Raw genomic sequence first — 14,444 nt, forward strand, 5'->3', positions numbered from 1 at the left:
TGCTACACTTGCGCAACGCCAACCTGTAGAAGACACCCGTCGCGCGACTCGACTCGGCGGGTCTTCTCCTGAATCACGCTCCAACCATGCTTCGATTCGAAAACCTCAGCAAGCGCTACGGCGATCGCCTCATCTTTCAGGCACTGCATTACGACACGGCATCAGGATGCGTCGCATTAAACGACGAGTCCGGCAGCGGCAAGTCGACGTTGCTCGGCATCCTCTCGGGCACGATCGAGCCCGATACCGGCGAGGTGTGGCTCGGCGGCCATTCGCTGCGCAGTGCGCCGCTGGCCGCGCAATCCGTGCTCACCTATGTGCCCGAAGACTGCGTGCCTTATTCGGATCAGACCGGTCGCGAGTATTTGAACACGGTGGCATCGGCGAGAAAGACTGCTGTCACCCCCTACACGCTGGCGCTCGCGGACCGCTTCGGCCTCACGCCGCATCTCGACAAACGCTTCGAGCAGATGTCGTTCGGGACGCGCAAGAAGTTTTTCCTGACGGCAGCCGTGCTCGGCGACACCCAGGTGCTAATCGCGGATGAACCCGTCGGCGGACTCGACGCCGCCGCACGCACCGTGCTGGTCGATCTGTTCAAGACACTGGCGCAAACACGCACGGTGTTTTTCTCGAGCTACGACGAGGTCTTTACGAATGCATGCGAAGCGCGCAGCGTCAACTTCGCCGACTTGGGAAAGCGCGACTGACACGCCCTCGCATGCCACCTGGCAGCGGCATATACAGCGCGAGTGAAACCGGCAAGCCGGCGTTCACTCGCGCATACGAACCGCTTAAACCGCCACGCAAATCTTCCCGAAGTGAGCGCCGGATTCCTCGTGCGCAAACGCCTCGCCGAGTTTCTCCAGTTCGAACGTGCTGTCGATCACCGGCTTGATGCCGGTCACTTCAAGTGCCCGGATCATATCGCGCTGATCCTGACGGCTGCCGACGATCAAGCCTTGCAAGCGCTGCTGCCTCGCCATCAGCGCCACGGTCGGCACCGGCCCCGCCCGCCCGGTCAACACACCGATCAGCGCGATATGACCGCCGATCCGGCATGCGGTGATCGACTGCGGCAAAGTCCCCGGCCCGCCCACTTCGATCACATGATCGACACCGCGCCCGCCGGTCAGCGAGCGGACCTGCTTGCCCCATTCCGGATTCTCGCGATAGTTGATCGTGTGGTCGGCTCCGAGTTCGCGAAGCCTGGCGATCTTCGCGTCCGATGAAGACGTCGCAATCACCGAAGCGCCCATCGCTTTGGCGATGTGCAAGGCGAAAATCGACACGCCGCCGGTGCCGAGCACGAGCACCGTGTTGCCGGCCTTCAACTGGCCGTCCACGACGAGCGCGCGCCATGCGGTCAGCCCGGCTGTAGTCAACGTTGCGGACTCGGCGTGGCTATAGCCGCGCGGCGCATGCGTGAAGTAGTGGCTCGGCAGCACGACGGCTTCGCGTGCGTAGCCGTCGACGCCGTCGCCGGGTGTGGTCGTGAAATCGGCGATGGCAGGCGGCCCGTTTTCCCAGAACGGGAAGAAGCACGACACCACGTGATCGCCCGCCTTGAATTCCGACACGCCCGCGCCGACCGCCTCGACGACACCCGCGCCGTCCGCCATCGGAATCCGCCCTGCTTCAGCAGGCAGATTGCCGCTCACCACGCCATAGTCGTGAAAGTTCAAGGAGTTCGCGTGAATGCGCACGCGAATCTGGCCCGCGGCAGGCTGACCAGGATCGGCGATGTCGACGACCTGGAGATTGGCGACGGTGGCGGGCGAACCGATTTTGACGGCTTTCATGCTTTCGTTCCTTTGTGAGTTGCGCCGGCGCGTGGCGCGCCGCGGCGAAATGCTCACAAAAGAATACCGCAAGCTTGCTCAGCGCGTTGTCGGGGCGCGCACGGGCCGGCGTGGGCGAAACGCTCGCTGAAAGCTCACTATCAATGGAGGAAGTCCCTTCACGACGCCCGGGAATGACACGGGGCGGTCGCGAGGGTCATTCATTTGACGGTCTGAATGACTTCGAAGCCTTCGAATTCCGGATGCCCGAGATAGAGCACGCGGTTGTCGCCGCCTGCGTTGCGATGCGCGGCGCGAAAGGCATCGGATTTCGTCCACGCTTCGAAGGACGCGTAGTCCTTCCAGATCGTATGGCTGGAATAGAGAACGTGATCGTCCTTCTGCGGACCCTTCAGAAGATGAAATTCCACGAAACCCGGCACCTCTTTCAGATGCGTATCGCGCGTGGTCCACAGATGTTCGAAGGCGGCTTCGGATCCGGGCGTCACTTTAAAACGGTTCATGGCAATGTACATGCTGAAGGCCTCTTTGCAGTCACGATGTATCTGGCGTGTTGCCGGACCCGAACGACTCGTTCCGACACACCCGCCAGGCGGCCTTTCATTATATGCGCGCCACTCTCCCTACCCGTGTCACGACTGCGATACACCCAGGCAACCCGATCGCGTCCGCGTTCAGGCCGCTTTATCCTGCGCCACCTGTTCGAGCCAAAGCCGGCTGTCGGGAAACCAGAATGCGTCCGGCCGCGGCGGCGACACGAGTTTCACCGGCAGCGACGGATTGAATATTCTGGACCATGCCGACAGATACGACGGCGTCTTCACCACATACCCGCACCGGGACAACAGCAGACTGGAGACCAGCGCTTCACGGCCGATTTCGAGTCCCGGATAACCGCTGAAATGAATCGGCGTATTGCCGCTCGCGAGCAGTTTCGCGGGCGCCACTTTGACCGGCCTGGAAAACGGCCACGCGACGAAGAAGTCGAGAAACGCCTGTTCGTCACTTGAAACGAACACGTTGCTCAAGTGCGGGTTTTCCGCAAGTGTTGATTCTACGTGGCGGCAGAAATCGCCCCATGAAACCGGGATGGCTTCCAGCGATTTGTCCGTGCCTCTGAAATGCGCGCCGAGTGTGGCCATGCCGATCTCGCGCTTGCCGCAGATCGCATCGACTTCATCGACGATATGGCCGGCTGGCCGGTAATGTGCGAAGAATAGTTCGCTGGCGCTCTTGAGTTGAAGCTGAGCCTCGTAGCGTTGACGAAACCCTAGCTGGACCAGATCGCGAACCGTCGACTTTCTCACCTTGTGCGTGCGCGACGCCGCGGCGTTGCCATTCACGGACTCGAAGAAGGACGAGAACCAGTCGATCGTTCCCGCAGCATCTCCGTAGAGCCCGCCGCGTGCACTGATGCACGGCGTCAGAGACTTCTCGTCGCAATACATCAGAATAAACAGGACCATCTGCATCACGGAGAAGAAACCAGAGTTCTCCTGAATTTCGATGGCAAAGATTCCCCTGTTTAATCGCTGTGTGGCATGAAGTGAGATGCGACGTGGTGTGGCAACGGAATGCTTGAACCCCTCGCTGCGTCGGATTTGTTTCGCCCGATCGACTACTTTTCTTAGCATGCCCGGCTCCTAATGGAATCTAGGTATTTTTAAATTCGCACGCGTCTATGCATGAAGAAGTTCACGACGCCCGAGCATAACATCTAAAAAGCGCGGGGCGAGTAAGTTCCGCATGTCTTCGTGAGCTAACGCACAAAGGATCGGTAAGACTTCCTATAGGTTGCAGCGGTCGAGCCGTGCAAAGCCTTGGCGACTCGTTCGAGCACGCCGTCCCAGTCGCCGCGTTGCGACTGCGTGAAGAGCCGCACGTTGGAGTACCAAGGACTGTCGTCGCGATCGCGCAACCAGCGCCAGCAACCGGCGAAGCGGTTGAGCAGCCACACCGGCTTGCCCATTGCCGCAGCCAGATGCGCGACCGACGTGTCGACGGAGATCACGAGATCGAGGTTGTCGATCAGCGCAGCGGTATCGGCGAAGTCTGTCACGTCGTCCATCCAGTCCGTCAAACGCGCGTTCCACTCGGCATCGGCGCGCTTTGCGGGGTCATCGGTCTTTTGCAGGCTGATCCAGCGCACATCGGGCAACGCGAGCAATGGCGCGATTTGCGCGGGGATCAAGCTGCGCGCTTTGTCTTCCGTCAGACCTGAATGGCCACCGGCCCACACTAGGCCGACGCGCGGCAAGCCGGCATCGGGCAACATGGCAAACCGCGCTCGCCATGAGGCTGAGCGAGCGGGATCCGCATGCAGATAGGTGCCGGCGGGAATGTTGTCGAGTCGCGTGCCGAACGCCATCGGCAGTGACATCAAAGGGCAATGCCAGTCCCAGTCGCTCAGGTCGGATAAGCCGTCATCGAGCATCACGAGGCCCGGCAAATGCGCGAACGATTCTTCGTACAAGCGCCGCAGCGATGGCGGGCATATGTAGCCGACGCGCGCAAAACGTTCGAGCGCCATCGGCAGATAGCGCACGAACTGCAGGCTGTCGCCATGGCCCTGCTCTGGAATGACAAGCAGACGCGCGCCGGATTCGGGCATTCCCTGGCTAGCGCTCGCGATGTCGAGGCGCGCGCCTTTCCATTGAGGCAACGGCAGTGTCGGGCGCGCTGATGCGGGGCGCCCGTCGGCATCGACGAAATTAGCCCAACGGTCTTCGAAATACGGCCACGCTTCTTCATAACGGCCGGCGGCCAACAGGACCTGACTGAGGCTGGCACGCGCTCCGAGGTAAGACGGCGAGAGTGCGATGGCTTGCCTGAGATGCCGCTCGGCCTCACTCAGCGAGCCGAGATCCTTGACGACCACGCCCAGATTAACAAGCGCTTGTGGATGGTCCGGCTTGAGTTCGAGCAAGCGACGGTAGACGACGGCGGCATCCCCGGAACGTCCCAGCACTTGCAGGATTACCGCCATGAAGAAGTGAAGCGGCAGTGAAGCCGGGTCGAGCGCAAGCCCGTACTCGGCCGTTTGCAAAGCGCTTGCGTACGCACGCAGTTTGATCTGGATAATGCATAGGGTGCCGTAGTACGCCGGATCCGAGCGCAGTTCGAGCGCCCGCTCGACCCAGCGATGAGCCGACTCGATCTGATTCGATGCGAGCGCAACGAGCCCATGCGCGTGCAACGCGCCCGCGTGTCCGGGGTCTTGTCCGATGATCCGGTCGAGGAGCGTTCGGGCCATTTCGAATTCGCCTGCAAGGCGAGCCTGCTCGGCTCGATTGAACCAGGCATTAAGGGTTTCTTCGGATGGCAAAGCAGGATGGCTCGGCATGATCGGCGCAATGAGGAAGGGAGGCGGTGACATGTCGCGGGCGATGCTGCCTGCCCGCGAACGGTGTGCGCGGATTATCCTTGCCGTTCATCGGCCAGTCTGTAGGACCGCTCCGAAACGCCCTCACGCCAAGCGCGCAATCGCTTCGCCAGTTTCACCACCGTCAGCGCTCCGGCCACCTCGTCGGCGATAAGGTCGATCGTGTCGCACGGCTTGACCTGCGAGAGCATCGCTGGGTCCTTGACTTTGAATACCATCGTCATGGCATCTTTGCCGAGGTTTTCCATGGGACCATGTTTGATGGTCAGCTTGCCGGCAGCCGCATCCACTTTTCTGACGTCGCCATGGGACATGGCGGCTTGCGCATGAACGCTCGCGCTCGCTTGTGCTTCACTCGCCTCACCCGCCGCGTACGCCGATGTGGCGAAGCAGCAGTTCATCTGAGTGGGTTTTGCGGATCGGCACGACTTCGTTGCGATAGTGCTTCGCGAGGTCGTAGCCGGACACGTAGGTTGAATACGCTTCGCGCCCTTCAGAACGCGCGTTGATGGCGGTCTCGACAACGCGATTCGCCGACTGCCTATAGATCGCCTCAGCGCGCGTCACTCGATGCCACGCATGACGGCTTTGAGTGCGCCGATACGATTTCAGCCACCGACGAAAACCTGCTTGACCTTACCGCCGTGGGAAGGTCCACGCTTGAGTCATGACTTCTCATCGGAGGTAGGAAATGGAAATTGCCATCCCGGATATGTCGTGCAGCGGTTGCGCCAACGCCATCACACGTGCAGTCACGAGTCTCGACCCTGCAGCGAAGCTCGAAGTCGATGTCCCCGTTAAAATCGTCAAGGTCACGTCGACGCTGGCGGCCGGACAACTCATCGAGGCCATCGAGGCGGCAGGCTTTCATCCGTCGCTGAGAGCCTGACGGACACCCTTTACCCAACGGACATTCACTATGAAAAAACTTCGCGCCTTTCGTGCCCTTTGCCTGTTCAGCGGCTTTGCGTTTGCTGTCGCGGCGGTGCCGGTCCACGCCCAGCAACCGGCCGCCATGCCTGGCATGGACATGTCAAAGTCAGCGGATGCCGACGCCGGCGATGCGACGCAAGCCTTCAAGGCCGCCGACGACAAAATGATGCACGACATGAGCGCCGACTATACGGGCAACGCCGACAAGGACTTTGTCGCTCACATGATTCCGCATCATCAAGGGGCGATCGAAATGGCGCAGGTCGAGTTGAAGTACGGCAAGGACCCGGACTTGAAGCGGCTGGCCAGAAACATCATCAAGGCGCAGCATGATGAAATCGCGTTCATGAAGAGTTGGCAGGCGAAGCACGGGGTGAAGTGAAGCCGGCGCACTTGATCGCGCGGCAAGTGGTCTAGGCGCCTCGATCGTCGAACGATCCGTCTATGGCTCTGCCGCCGCGCCGGCAGAAACCGCAGACATACCGGCCATCTCGCCCCGGCTCCGCCGCCACCCCGCCGGCGGCATCCCGAACTCGCGCTTGAAAGCCCGATTGAACGCCGCCTCCGACTCATATCCCACCTGATCCGCCACCGCCGCCAGCGACTTCGTCCCGCCACGCAACTCCTGCGCGGCGATCTGCAAACGCCAATGCGCGAGATACTGCATAGGCGGCTGACCGAGCAACTGCGTGAATCGCTGCGCCAGCGCGGAGCGGGACAAGCCCGCTTTGCGCGCCAACTCGTCGACCGTCCACCCGTGCGCCGGCTGCGCATGCATCAACGCCAGCGCACGACCGACAAACCGGTCCCCCACGCCCGCGAGCCAGCCCTTCCGATCGGACGGCAGCGCATCGATGCAACGCCGCACTGCCTCCACGAAAAGCAGCTCCGATAGCCGCGCAAGAACGATCGCGCTGCCTACGCGCCATTCCGCCGCCTCGGCCGCCGCGAACCGTAACGACGATTCGAGCCACGCGGACTGCGGGTCGTTGCGCATGTCGACCTTGAAGATGCGAGGCAGCGCGGATAGCACCGGGTTGCTCAACGTGTCGTCGCACGCGAGAAAACCGCACACCAGACGCGTACGGTCTCCACCACCGCCGTAGCGAAGCGCCATCAACTGACCCGGTGAATTCCGCAGCTGACTCTCGAGCAGTTCGCCAGTGGGTCCGGGCGTGACGTCGAGCGAACTGCCAAGCAGATGCGCTTCGCCTTGCGGCACGACAAGCAGTTCGCCGGCAGCGACGTAAATAGCGGACTCAGGGTCGTCCGGGAGCGCAGCCCAGCAGCCTCCCTCGGTGATCAGATGGTAGGAGACGATACGTTCGGCCGGAGGAAGGAAGCTGCCGCACAACGCTGCGTCCGCCTGGCCGTACAAACACCAGGGCGCGGTGAAGTCGCCATTTAAATACACCGCACCACCAAGGCGAACCAGGCGGAGCACGTCGGAGAGAGCGTCCATCGTTGTCCAGGAACTTCGGCGTCCTGCGCAAAAGATCTGGACGCCTGGTCATTCATCGATTTAACAGCCGCACTGATACTAGCATTCATGCGAATCCCTTACAACAATGTTAAGGAATCTTGAATGAACCGAATACTTAACCGCAATTAAGGAGGCACCACATGAATTCATGAACCCTGGCGCACCCGTCGCAATACCACTAGCGTGCATCGCACAACTTTTTCTCTGGAGCATCCCCATGTCTGAAGTCCATTCTTCTTCATCACAAACCTCCGAATTCGCTGACGTCAAAGCGCGCCAGCACGCCGCGTGGGAAACGGGCAATTACGCCGTCGTCGGCACGACGCTGCAAATCGTCGGAGAAAACCTGTGCGAAGCACTCGACCTGCGCGCCGGCAGCCGCGTGCTCGATGTCGCGGCAGGAAACGGCAACGGCACGCTCGCCGCCGCGCGCCGTTGGTGCGACGTCACGTCGACCGACTATGTGGCCTCGCTGCTCGACGCCGGGAAGGCTCGCGCGCAAGCGGAAGGTCTGACAACAGTGCAGTTCCGCGAAGCCGATGCCGAAGCGCTGCCCTACCCGGACGCCTCCTTCGATGTCGTCATGTCGACCTTCGGCGTCATGTTCACGCCCAATCAGGAGAAAGCGGCAAGCGAACTGGCGCGCGTGTGCAAACCCGGCGGCAAGATCGGCCTCGCGAACTGGACGCCCGATAGCTTCATCGGCCAGGTGTTCAAGACGATCGGCAAATACCTGCCTCCGCCGCCTGGCCTCAAGTCGCCGGCGCTGTGGGGCACCCGGGCGCGGCTCGACGAGCTCTTTCACGGCAGTGTGCGTAGTGTCGCCGTAACGAGCCGCGAATTCATGTTCCGTTACCACTCGCCGGCGCATTGGCTCGAGGTGTTCCGGACTTACTACGGCCCGATCAACAAGGCATTCGCCGCGATGGACGGCGAACGGCAAGCGGCCTTCCAGCTCGATCTCATGACGCTGATGGAAAGCCGCAACCGTTCCGGCGACGGGACACTCGTGCTGCCCAGCGAGTATCTCGAGATCGTGATGGTGCGGCAATGAACGGGGTCGGCCGCGTACTGGCCGGCGCGGCTGTCTACTTTTTCGATCGATGGCCACAGGCCAGCGTCGTCGGCTTGCGGTGTATGTCGCTAGCTTTCGGCCTGCCGCTGTTTTCGTCCGTTTGTTTCTTCGGTCTTCGGTTCGTTCTCGCCAGCTTCGGGCTGATGTCTTAGGCTTCGCCGTTGCATCCAACCCGCTTTTTCCCGGCTTCGTCCTTTGCGGACGAAGCCGGATGTCCGCCAGATCGCGTGCGCGTTTGCCTTCGCGTTCGCGTAAGCGCCGTTCGTCGAACTGTTACGACGACCCTGCTGGATCGTTCGGTCACCGCTCCTGCGGCACCCGCACCCAGCCTTCCATCAGCACCCGCGCGCTGCGGCTCATGATGGCCTTGGTGACCGTCCACTCGCCGCCGCTCTCGCTCGCCTCGGCACCGACCCGCAACGTCCCCGACGGATGCCCGAAGCGCACCGACTCCTTCGTGCCACCGCCCGCTGCGAGATTCACTAGCGTCCCCGAAATCGCCGCCGCCGTGCCGATCGCCACCGCGGCCGTGCCCATCATCGCGTGATGCAGCTTGCCCATCGACATCGCCCGCACCAGCAGATCGACGTCGCCCGCGCCAATCTGCTTGCCGCTCGACGCCACATACGCAGCCGGCTTCGCGACAAAGGCGACCTTCGGCGTATGCTGCCGTGTCGCGATCTCGTCGAGGTTCTTGATGAGCCCCATGCGCAACGCCCCATGCGCGCGGATCGTCTCGAACATCGCGAGCGCCTTGTCGTCGCTATTGATCGCGTCCTGCAACTCCGTGCCCTTGTAGCCGATCGATTCCGCATCGACGAAGATGGTCGGAATGCCCGCGTTGATCATGGTCGCTTTCAGCGTGCCGACGCCCGGCACTTCCAGATCGTCCACCAGATTGCCGGTTGGGAACATGGAGCCGCCCGCGCCCTCTTCTTCCGCGGCCGGATCCATGAATTCGAGTTGCACTTCCGCGGCCGGAAACGTGACGCCGTCGAGTTCGAAGTCGCCGGTTTCCTGCACGGCGCCATCGGTCATCGGCACGTGTCCGATGATCGTCTTGCCGATATTCGCCTGCCAGATGCGCACGACAGCCACGCCGTCGCGCGGAATCCGGCTCGGGTCGACGAAACCCGCGCTGATCGCGAACGGCCCCACGGCGGCCGAGAGATTGCCGCAATTACCGGTCCAATCGATGAACGCCTTATCGATCGATACCTGCCCGAACAGGTAATCCACATCGTGACCGGGACGGCTGCTTTTGGCGATGATCACCGTCTTGCTGGTGCTCGACGTCGCGCCGCCCATGCCGTCGATCTGCTTGCCGTACGGATCGGGGCTGCCGATCACGCGCATCAGCAGCGCGTCGCGCGCGGCGCCGGGCACCTGGGCCGCTTCGGGCAAATCCTGCAGGCGGAAGAACACGCCCTTGCTGGTGCCGCCACGCATGTAGGTGGCCGGAATCTTGATCTGGGGTTGGTGAGCCATAAAAGTCGTGTCCTGATGTTGGCGGGACGGGGCGCAATGGCATGACACGCCATTGCGCCCCGTCCCGCGTTAAAACGTACACCGCCTTAATTCACCTCAAGCCGCCTTCTTCGACGACTCGAGAAAGTCCTGCGCAAAGCGTTGCAGCACGCCGCCGGCCTCATAGATGGAAACCTCTTCGGCGGTATCGAGCCGGCACGTCACCGACACCTCGACGCGCTCGCCGTTCTTACGATGAATCACCAGCGTGAGGTCAGCGCGCGGTTTGCGTTCACCGACCACGTCGAAGGTTTCCGTGCCGTCGATTGCCAGCGTGAGCCGGTTCACACCAGGCTTGAACTCCAGCGGCAGCACACCCATGCCGACCAGATTCGTGCGGTGAATGCGCTCGAACCCTTCGGCGACGATCGCTTCCGCGCCGGCCAGACGCACGCCCTTCGCCGCCCAGTCACGCGACGAACCCTGGCCATAGTCGGCACCGGCAATCACGATCAGCGGCTGCTTGCGTTTCATGTAGGTTTCGATCGCTTCCCACATGCGCGTGACCTTGCCCTCAGGCTCGATACGCGCGAGCGAACCGGCCTTCACCTGGCCGTCTTCGAGCACCATCTCGTTCTTCAGCGTCGGGTTCGCGAAGGTGGCGCGCTGCGCTGTCAGGTGATCGCCACGGTGCGTCGCATAGGAGTTGAAGTCCTCTTCCGGCAAGCCCATCTTCGCCAGATATTCGCCCGAGGCGCTGTCCGCCAGAATCGCATTGGACGGCGACAGGTGGTCGGTCGTGATGTTGTCACCGAGCACGGCCAGCGGGCGCATGCCCTTCAAAGTACGCTCACCCGCAAGCGCGCCTTCCCAATACGGCGGACGGCGAATGTAGGTGCTCATCGGGCGCCAGTCGTAGAGCGGATCAGCTTTCTCGCCCGTGTCGACGGTCACGGCAAACATCGGCTCGTACACCTTGCGGAATTGCTCCGGCTTCACGCTCGACGCGACGATCGCATCGATCTCCGCATCCGTCGGCCAGATGTCCTTCAGCGTGACGGCATGGCCGTCGGCATCGATACCGAGCACGTCTTTTTCGATGTCGAAACGGATCGTGCCCGCAATCGCATACGCCACCACCAGCGGCGGCGACGCGAGGAAAGCCTGCTTCGCGTACGGATGAATACGGCCGTCGAAGTTGCGATTGCCGGACAGCACGGCGGTCGCATACAGATCGCGCTCGACGATCTCCTTCTGGATCACCGGATCCAGCGCACCGGACATGCCGTTACACGAGGTGCACGCATACGCGACCACGCCGAAGCCCAGTTGCTCCAGTTCGGGCATCAGCCCGGCCTCTTCCAGATACAGCGTGACCGCCTTCGATCCCGGCGCAAGCGAGGTCTTCGCCCACGGCTTGCGAGTCAGGCCGCGCCGGTTCGCGTTACGCGCCAGCAAACCAGCGGCGATCATGTTGCGCGGATTGTTAGTGTTCGTGCAGCTCGTGATCGCGGCGATGATCACCGCGCCGTCCGGCATCAAACCGGGCTCGTTCTCCACCTTGCCGCTGATGCCGCGCGCCGCCAGTTCCGACACCGGCAAACGGCGATGCGGATTCGACGGCCCGGCGAGCGTGCGCACCACCGTCGACAGATCGAACTTCAGCACGCGTTCGTATTCGGCGTTCACGAGGCTGTCCGCCCACAGGCCAGTTTCCTTCGCGTAGGTCTCCACCAGTTTGACGAGTTCGTCGTCGCGGCCGGTGAGCTTCAGATACTTGATGGTCTGTTCGTCGATAGAGAACATTGCGGCCGTGGCACCGAATTCGGGCGCCATGTTGGCGATGGTCGCGCGGTCGCCGAGCGTCAGCTTGGCCGTGCCCGCGCCGTAGAACTCCAGATACGCGCCGACCACTTTTTCCTTGCGCAGGAATTCGGTCAACGAGAGCACCACGTCGGTCGCCGTGATGCCTTCGGCCGGCTTGCCCGTCAGTTCCACGCCGACGATATCCGGCAAGCGCATATACGACGCGCGGCCCAGCATCACGCTTTCCGCTTCGAGCCCGCCCACGCCGATCGCGATCACGCCGAGCGCGTCGACCATCGGCGTATGCGAGTCGGTGCCGACCAGCGTATCGGGAAACGCCACGCCATCTTTCACCTGCACGACTGGGCTCATGCGCTCCAGGTTGATCTGATGCAGGATGCCGTTGCCCGGCGGAATCACGTCGACGTTCCTGAACGCGCGCTTGGTCCAGTTGATGAAGTCGAAGCGGTCTTCGTTACGGCGGTCTTCGATCGCGCGGTTCTTCGCGAACGCGTCCGGGTCGAAGCCGCCGCACTCGACGGCGAGCGAATGGTCCACTACGAGCTGCGTCGGCACCACCGGATTGACCATCGCCGGATCGCCGCCTTGCGCGGCAATCGCGTCGCGCAGGCCGGCGAGGTCGACCAGCGCGGTCTGGCCGAGAATGTCGTGACACACCACGCGCGCCGGGAACCACGGGAAATCCAGCTCGCGCTTGCGTTCAATGATCTGCCTGAGCGACGCGGTCAACGTGACCGGATCGCAACGGCGCACGAGGTTTTCGGCCAGCACGCGCGACGTGTACGGCAGCTTGTCGTAAGCGCCGGGCTGGATTGCGTCGACCGCGGCGCGCGTGTCGAAGAAATCGAGCTGGGTGCCGGGAAGGCGTTTGCGGTTTGCAGTATTCATGGCGTAGGGGACAAAACAGTAATGATCCGGGGACGATGGCGGCGGCCGATTATCAATCAGCGGCCCCTTTTTTAATGGCGTTTCCCTGGCGGGCCCGTCAGGCAGTACGTGTAGTTTAGCGCGCGTCAGCGTGCCGGTCGGGTTTGCGAGCGGCCGTGTGAATACGCCGCAAAAAACGGCCTTGGCCCGGGATTTCAGCGAGCCAAGGCTTAACTTCATTGCGCCGCGCTCTTTAGACGCAATGGAGGAGAAACGCTTGCATTCGCGCGGCTATACGCATACGCGCCCGACGGTGATGAAGACGCCACCGAAGGCGTCTTCAAAGCACCCTTAAACTCGCTTGGCGAGCGGCACGAACGGCAGGTCGTCGGGTCCGGTGTAATTCGCGCTCGGACGGATGATCTTGTTGTCGATGCGCTGCTCGATGATGTGCGCGCTCCAGCCCGCCGTGCGAGAGATCACGAAGAGCGGCGTGAACATCGCCGTGGGCACGCCCATCATGTGATACGAGACCGCGCTGAACCAGTCGAGATTCGGGAACATCTTTTTCGCGTCCGCCATTACCGACTCCAGCCGCTCGGCGATGTTGAACAGTTTGCTGTTGCCCGCGTCCTTCGAGAGCTTCTTCGCGATTTCCTTGATGACCTTGTTGCGCGGGTCCGAGATCGTGTACACCGGGTGGCCGAAACCGATCACCACTTCCTTGTTCTCGACGCGGCGGCGGATGTCCGCTTCCGCTTCGTCCGGCGTCTGGTAGCGCGACTGGATCTCGAACGCGACTTCATTGGCGCCGCCGTGCTTCGGCCCGCGCAGCGCGCCGATCGCGCCGGTGATCGCCGAATAGATATCCGATCCCGTGCCCGCGATCACGCGGCCGGTGAAGGTCGAGGCGTTGAATTCATGCTCGGCGTACAGGTTCAGCGAGACGTGCATCGCGTCGACCCATTCCTTCGACGGCTCCACGCCGTGCAGCAGATGCAGGAAGTGGCCGCCGATCGAGTCATCGTCGGTTTCCACTTCGATGCGTTTGCCGTTGTGCGAGTAGTGATACCAGTAGAGCAGCATCGAGCCGAGCGAGGCCATCAGCTTGTCGGCGATGTCGCGCGCGCCCGGCAGGTTGTGATCGTCCTTCTCCGGCAGCACGGTGCCGAGCACCGACACGCCGGTGCGCATCACGTCCATCGGATGGGCGGCGGCCGGGATCCATTCGAGCGCGGCCTTGACGTTCGCGGGCAGGCCGCGCAGCGCCTTGAGCTTGGTTTTGTACGCGGTCAGTTCGGCCTGGGTCGGCAGCTTTTCGTGCACCAGCAGGTACGCGATCTCTTCGAATTCGCAGGCGTTCGCGATATCGAGAATGTCGTAGCCACGGTAGTGCAGGTCGTTGCCGGTCTTGCCGACCGTGCAGAGTGCCGTGTTGCCCGCCGTCACGCCGGACAGGGCGACGGATTTCTTCGGTTTGAATGCGCCTGCGTTCGGCGTGCTGTTGTCTGCTTCGCTCATGAGTTCGTCTCCTGATTGCATGGGGGGATGCTTTGACCGCAGCCTGTAATGCAAAGAACGGGCCAGCCGCCCTATCGCACGCTAAGT

Annotated in this window: 12 protein-coding genes and 2 pseudogenes; 4 read left to right on the top strand and 10 right to left on the bottom strand. The window is 62.2% G+C overall.

The genetic code is table 11. The features are described from left to right. Window positions 1-86: 86 nt before the first annotated feature. Window positions 87-710: an ABC transporter ATP-binding protein gene (locus tag HF916_RS24800; protein ID WP_168791412.1), complete on the top strand. Its 624-nt coding sequence runs from the start codon at window positions 87-89 to the stop codon at window positions 708-710. Window positions 711-794: 84 nt separating this feature from the next. On the opposite strand, the gene HF916_RS24805 is transcribed toward HF916_RS24800, so the two are convergent. The 6 genes and pseudogenes from HF916_RS24805 to HF916_RS24830 form a co-directional block, all read right to left on the bottom strand. Beyond that, window positions 795-1,802, bottom strand: a complete 1,008-nt coding sequence (locus HF916_RS24805; RefSeq protein ID WP_168791413.1) for a zinc-dependent alcohol dehydrogenase family protein — start codon at window positions 1,800-1,802, stop codon at window positions 795-797. A 200-nt stretch (window positions 1,803-2,002) separates the two neighbouring features. Next, window positions 2,003-2,317: an antibiotic biosynthesis monooxygenase family protein gene (locus tag HF916_RS24810; protein WP_012427906.1), complete on the bottom strand. Its 315-nt coding sequence runs from the start codon at window positions 2,315-2,317 to the stop codon at window positions 2,003-2,005. A 159-nt stretch (window positions 2,318-2,476) separates the two neighbouring features. Continuing rightward, on the bottom strand, window positions 2,477-3,436 hold the full coding sequence (locus tag HF916_RS24815; protein ID WP_168791414.1) for a hypothetical protein: 960 nt from the start codon (window positions 3,434-3,436) through the stop codon (window positions 2,477-2,479). A gap of 125 nt (window positions 3,437-3,561) precedes the next feature. After that, the gene (locus HF916_RS24820; protein WP_168792141.1) at window positions 3,562-5,145 is read right to left on the bottom strand and encodes a tetratricopeptide repeat protein; all 1,584 of its coding nucleotides are present in this window, start codon (window positions 5,143-5,145) and stop codon (window positions 3,562-3,564) included. A gap of 143 nt (window positions 5,146-5,288) precedes the next feature. Continuing rightward, window positions 5,289-5,585: pseudogene (locus HF916_RS24825) on the bottom strand (copper-binding protein); the annotation flags it as partial. Further along, window positions 5,557-5,754: pseudogene (locus HF916_RS24830) on the bottom strand (TolC family protein); the annotation flags it as partial. The pseudogenes HF916_RS24825 and HF916_RS24830, both read right to left, overlap by 29 nt. A 121-nt stretch (window positions 5,755-5,875) precedes the next feature. On the opposite strand from HF916_RS24830, the gene HF916_RS24835 reads away from it, so the two are divergent. Together HF916_RS24835 and copM are read left to right on the top strand one after the other, a co-directional pair. Beyond that, a complete protein-coding gene (locus HF916_RS24835; protein ID WP_168791416.1) occupies window positions 5,876-6,073 on the top strand; it encodes a heavy-metal-associated domain-containing protein in 198 nt (65 codons plus the stop codon). Window positions 6,074-6,103: 30 nt separating this feature from the next. After that, window positions 6,104-6,499 (top strand): CopM family metallochaperone, encoded by a 396-nt coding sequence (gene copM / locus HF916_RS24840; RefSeq protein ID WP_168791417.1) that lies wholly within the window; start codon window positions 6,104-6,106, stop codon window positions 6,497-6,499. Between the two features lie 60 nt (window positions 6,500-6,559). Here the strand turns inward: copM and HF916_RS24845 are convergent, their stop codons facing one another. Further along, complete coding sequence (locus HF916_RS24845; protein ID WP_168791418.1) at window positions 6,560-7,579, bottom strand: AraC family transcriptional regulator; 1,020 nt, start codon at window positions 7,577-7,579, stop codon at window positions 6,560-6,562. Between the two features lie 238 nt (window positions 7,580-7,817). Here HF916_RS24845 and HF916_RS24850 point away from each other — a divergent pair, with 238 nt between their 5' ends. Next, window positions 7,818-8,654 carry a class I SAM-dependent methyltransferase gene (locus HF916_RS24850; protein WP_168791419.1) on the top strand — a complete coding sequence of 279 codons (837 nt, stop codon included), beginning with the start codon at window positions 7,818-7,820 and terminating at the stop codon, window positions 8,652-8,654. Window positions 8,655-8,975: 321 nt separating this feature from the next. Here the strand turns inward: HF916_RS24850 and prpF are convergent, their stop codons facing one another. From prpF to prpC, 3 genes are all read right to left on the bottom strand, one after another. Further along, entirely contained in the window at window positions 8,976-10,163 is a 1,188-nt protein-coding gene (prpF, locus tag HF916_RS24855) for a 2-methylaconitate cis-trans isomerase PrpF (protein ID WP_168791420.1), read from the bottom strand. 96 nt (window positions 10,164-10,259) lie between these two features. Then, window positions 10,260-12,857, bottom strand: coding sequence for a Fe/S-dependent 2-methylisocitrate dehydratase AcnD (gene acnD / locus HF916_RS24860; protein ID WP_168791421.1), 2,598 nt, complete (start codon window positions 12,855-12,857; stop codon window positions 10,260-10,262). A gap of 330 nt (window positions 12,858-13,187) precedes the next feature. Continuing rightward, window positions 13,188-14,357, bottom strand: coding sequence for a bifunctional 2-methylcitrate synthase/citrate synthase (prpC, locus tag HF916_RS24865; protein WP_168791422.1), 1,170 nt, complete (start codon window positions 14,355-14,357; stop codon window positions 13,188-13,190). Between the last annotated feature and the right edge of the window lie 87 nt (window positions 14,358-14,444).

Source organism: Paraburkholderia aromaticivorans, from assembly GCF_012689525.1.
In the GTDB taxonomy this organism is placed as follows: Bacteria; Pseudomonadota; Gammaproteobacteria; order Burkholderiales; family Burkholderiaceae; genus Paraburkholderia; species Paraburkholderia aromaticivorans_A.

Excerpts from the sequence above, each read along its gene's own strand:
- HF916_RS24800 (WP_168791412.1), top strand. The coding sequence starts at position 87 with ATGCTTCGATTCGAAAACCTCAGCAAGCGCTACGGCGATCGCCTCATC.
- HF916_RS24805 (WP_168791413.1), bottom strand. The coding sequence starts at position 1,802 with ATGAAAGCCGTCAAAATCGGTTCGCCCGCCACCGTCGCCAATCTCCAG.
- HF916_RS24810 (WP_012427906.1), bottom strand. The coding sequence starts at position 2,317 with ATGTACATTGCCATGAACCGTTTTAAAGTGACGCCCGGATCCGAAGCC.
- HF916_RS24815 (WP_168791414.1), bottom strand. The coding sequence starts at position 3,436 with ATGCTAAGAAAAGTAGTCGATCGGGCGAAACAAATCCGACGCAGCGAG.
- HF916_RS24820 (WP_168792141.1), bottom strand. The coding sequence starts at position 5,145 with ATGCCGAGCCATCCTGCTTTGCCATCCGAAGAAACCCTTAATGCCTGG.
- HF916_RS24835 (WP_168791416.1), top strand. The coding sequence starts at position 5,876 with ATGGAAATTGCCATCCCGGATATGTCGTGCAGCGGTTGCGCCAACGCC.
- copM (WP_168791417.1), top strand. The coding sequence starts at position 6,104 with ATGAAAAAACTTCGCGCCTTTCGTGCCCTTTGCCTGTTCAGCGGCTTT.
- HF916_RS24845 (WP_168791418.1), bottom strand. The coding sequence starts at position 7,579 with ATGGACGCTCTCTCCGACGTGCTCCGCCTGGTTCGCCTTGGTGGTGCG.
- HF916_RS24850 (WP_168791419.1), top strand. The coding sequence starts at position 7,818 with ATGTCTGAAGTCCATTCTTCTTCATCACAAACCTCCGAATTCGCTGAC.
- prpF (WP_168791420.1), bottom strand. The coding sequence starts at position 10,163 with ATGGCTCACCAACCCCAGATCAAGATTCCGGCCACCTACATGCGTGGC.
- acnD (WP_168791421.1), bottom strand. The coding sequence starts at position 12,857 with ATGAATACTGCAAACCGCAAACGCCTTCCCGGCACCCAGCTCGATTTC.
- prpC (WP_168791422.1), bottom strand. The coding sequence starts at position 14,357 with ATGAGCGAAGCAGACAACAGCACGCCGAACGCAGGCGCATTCAAACCG.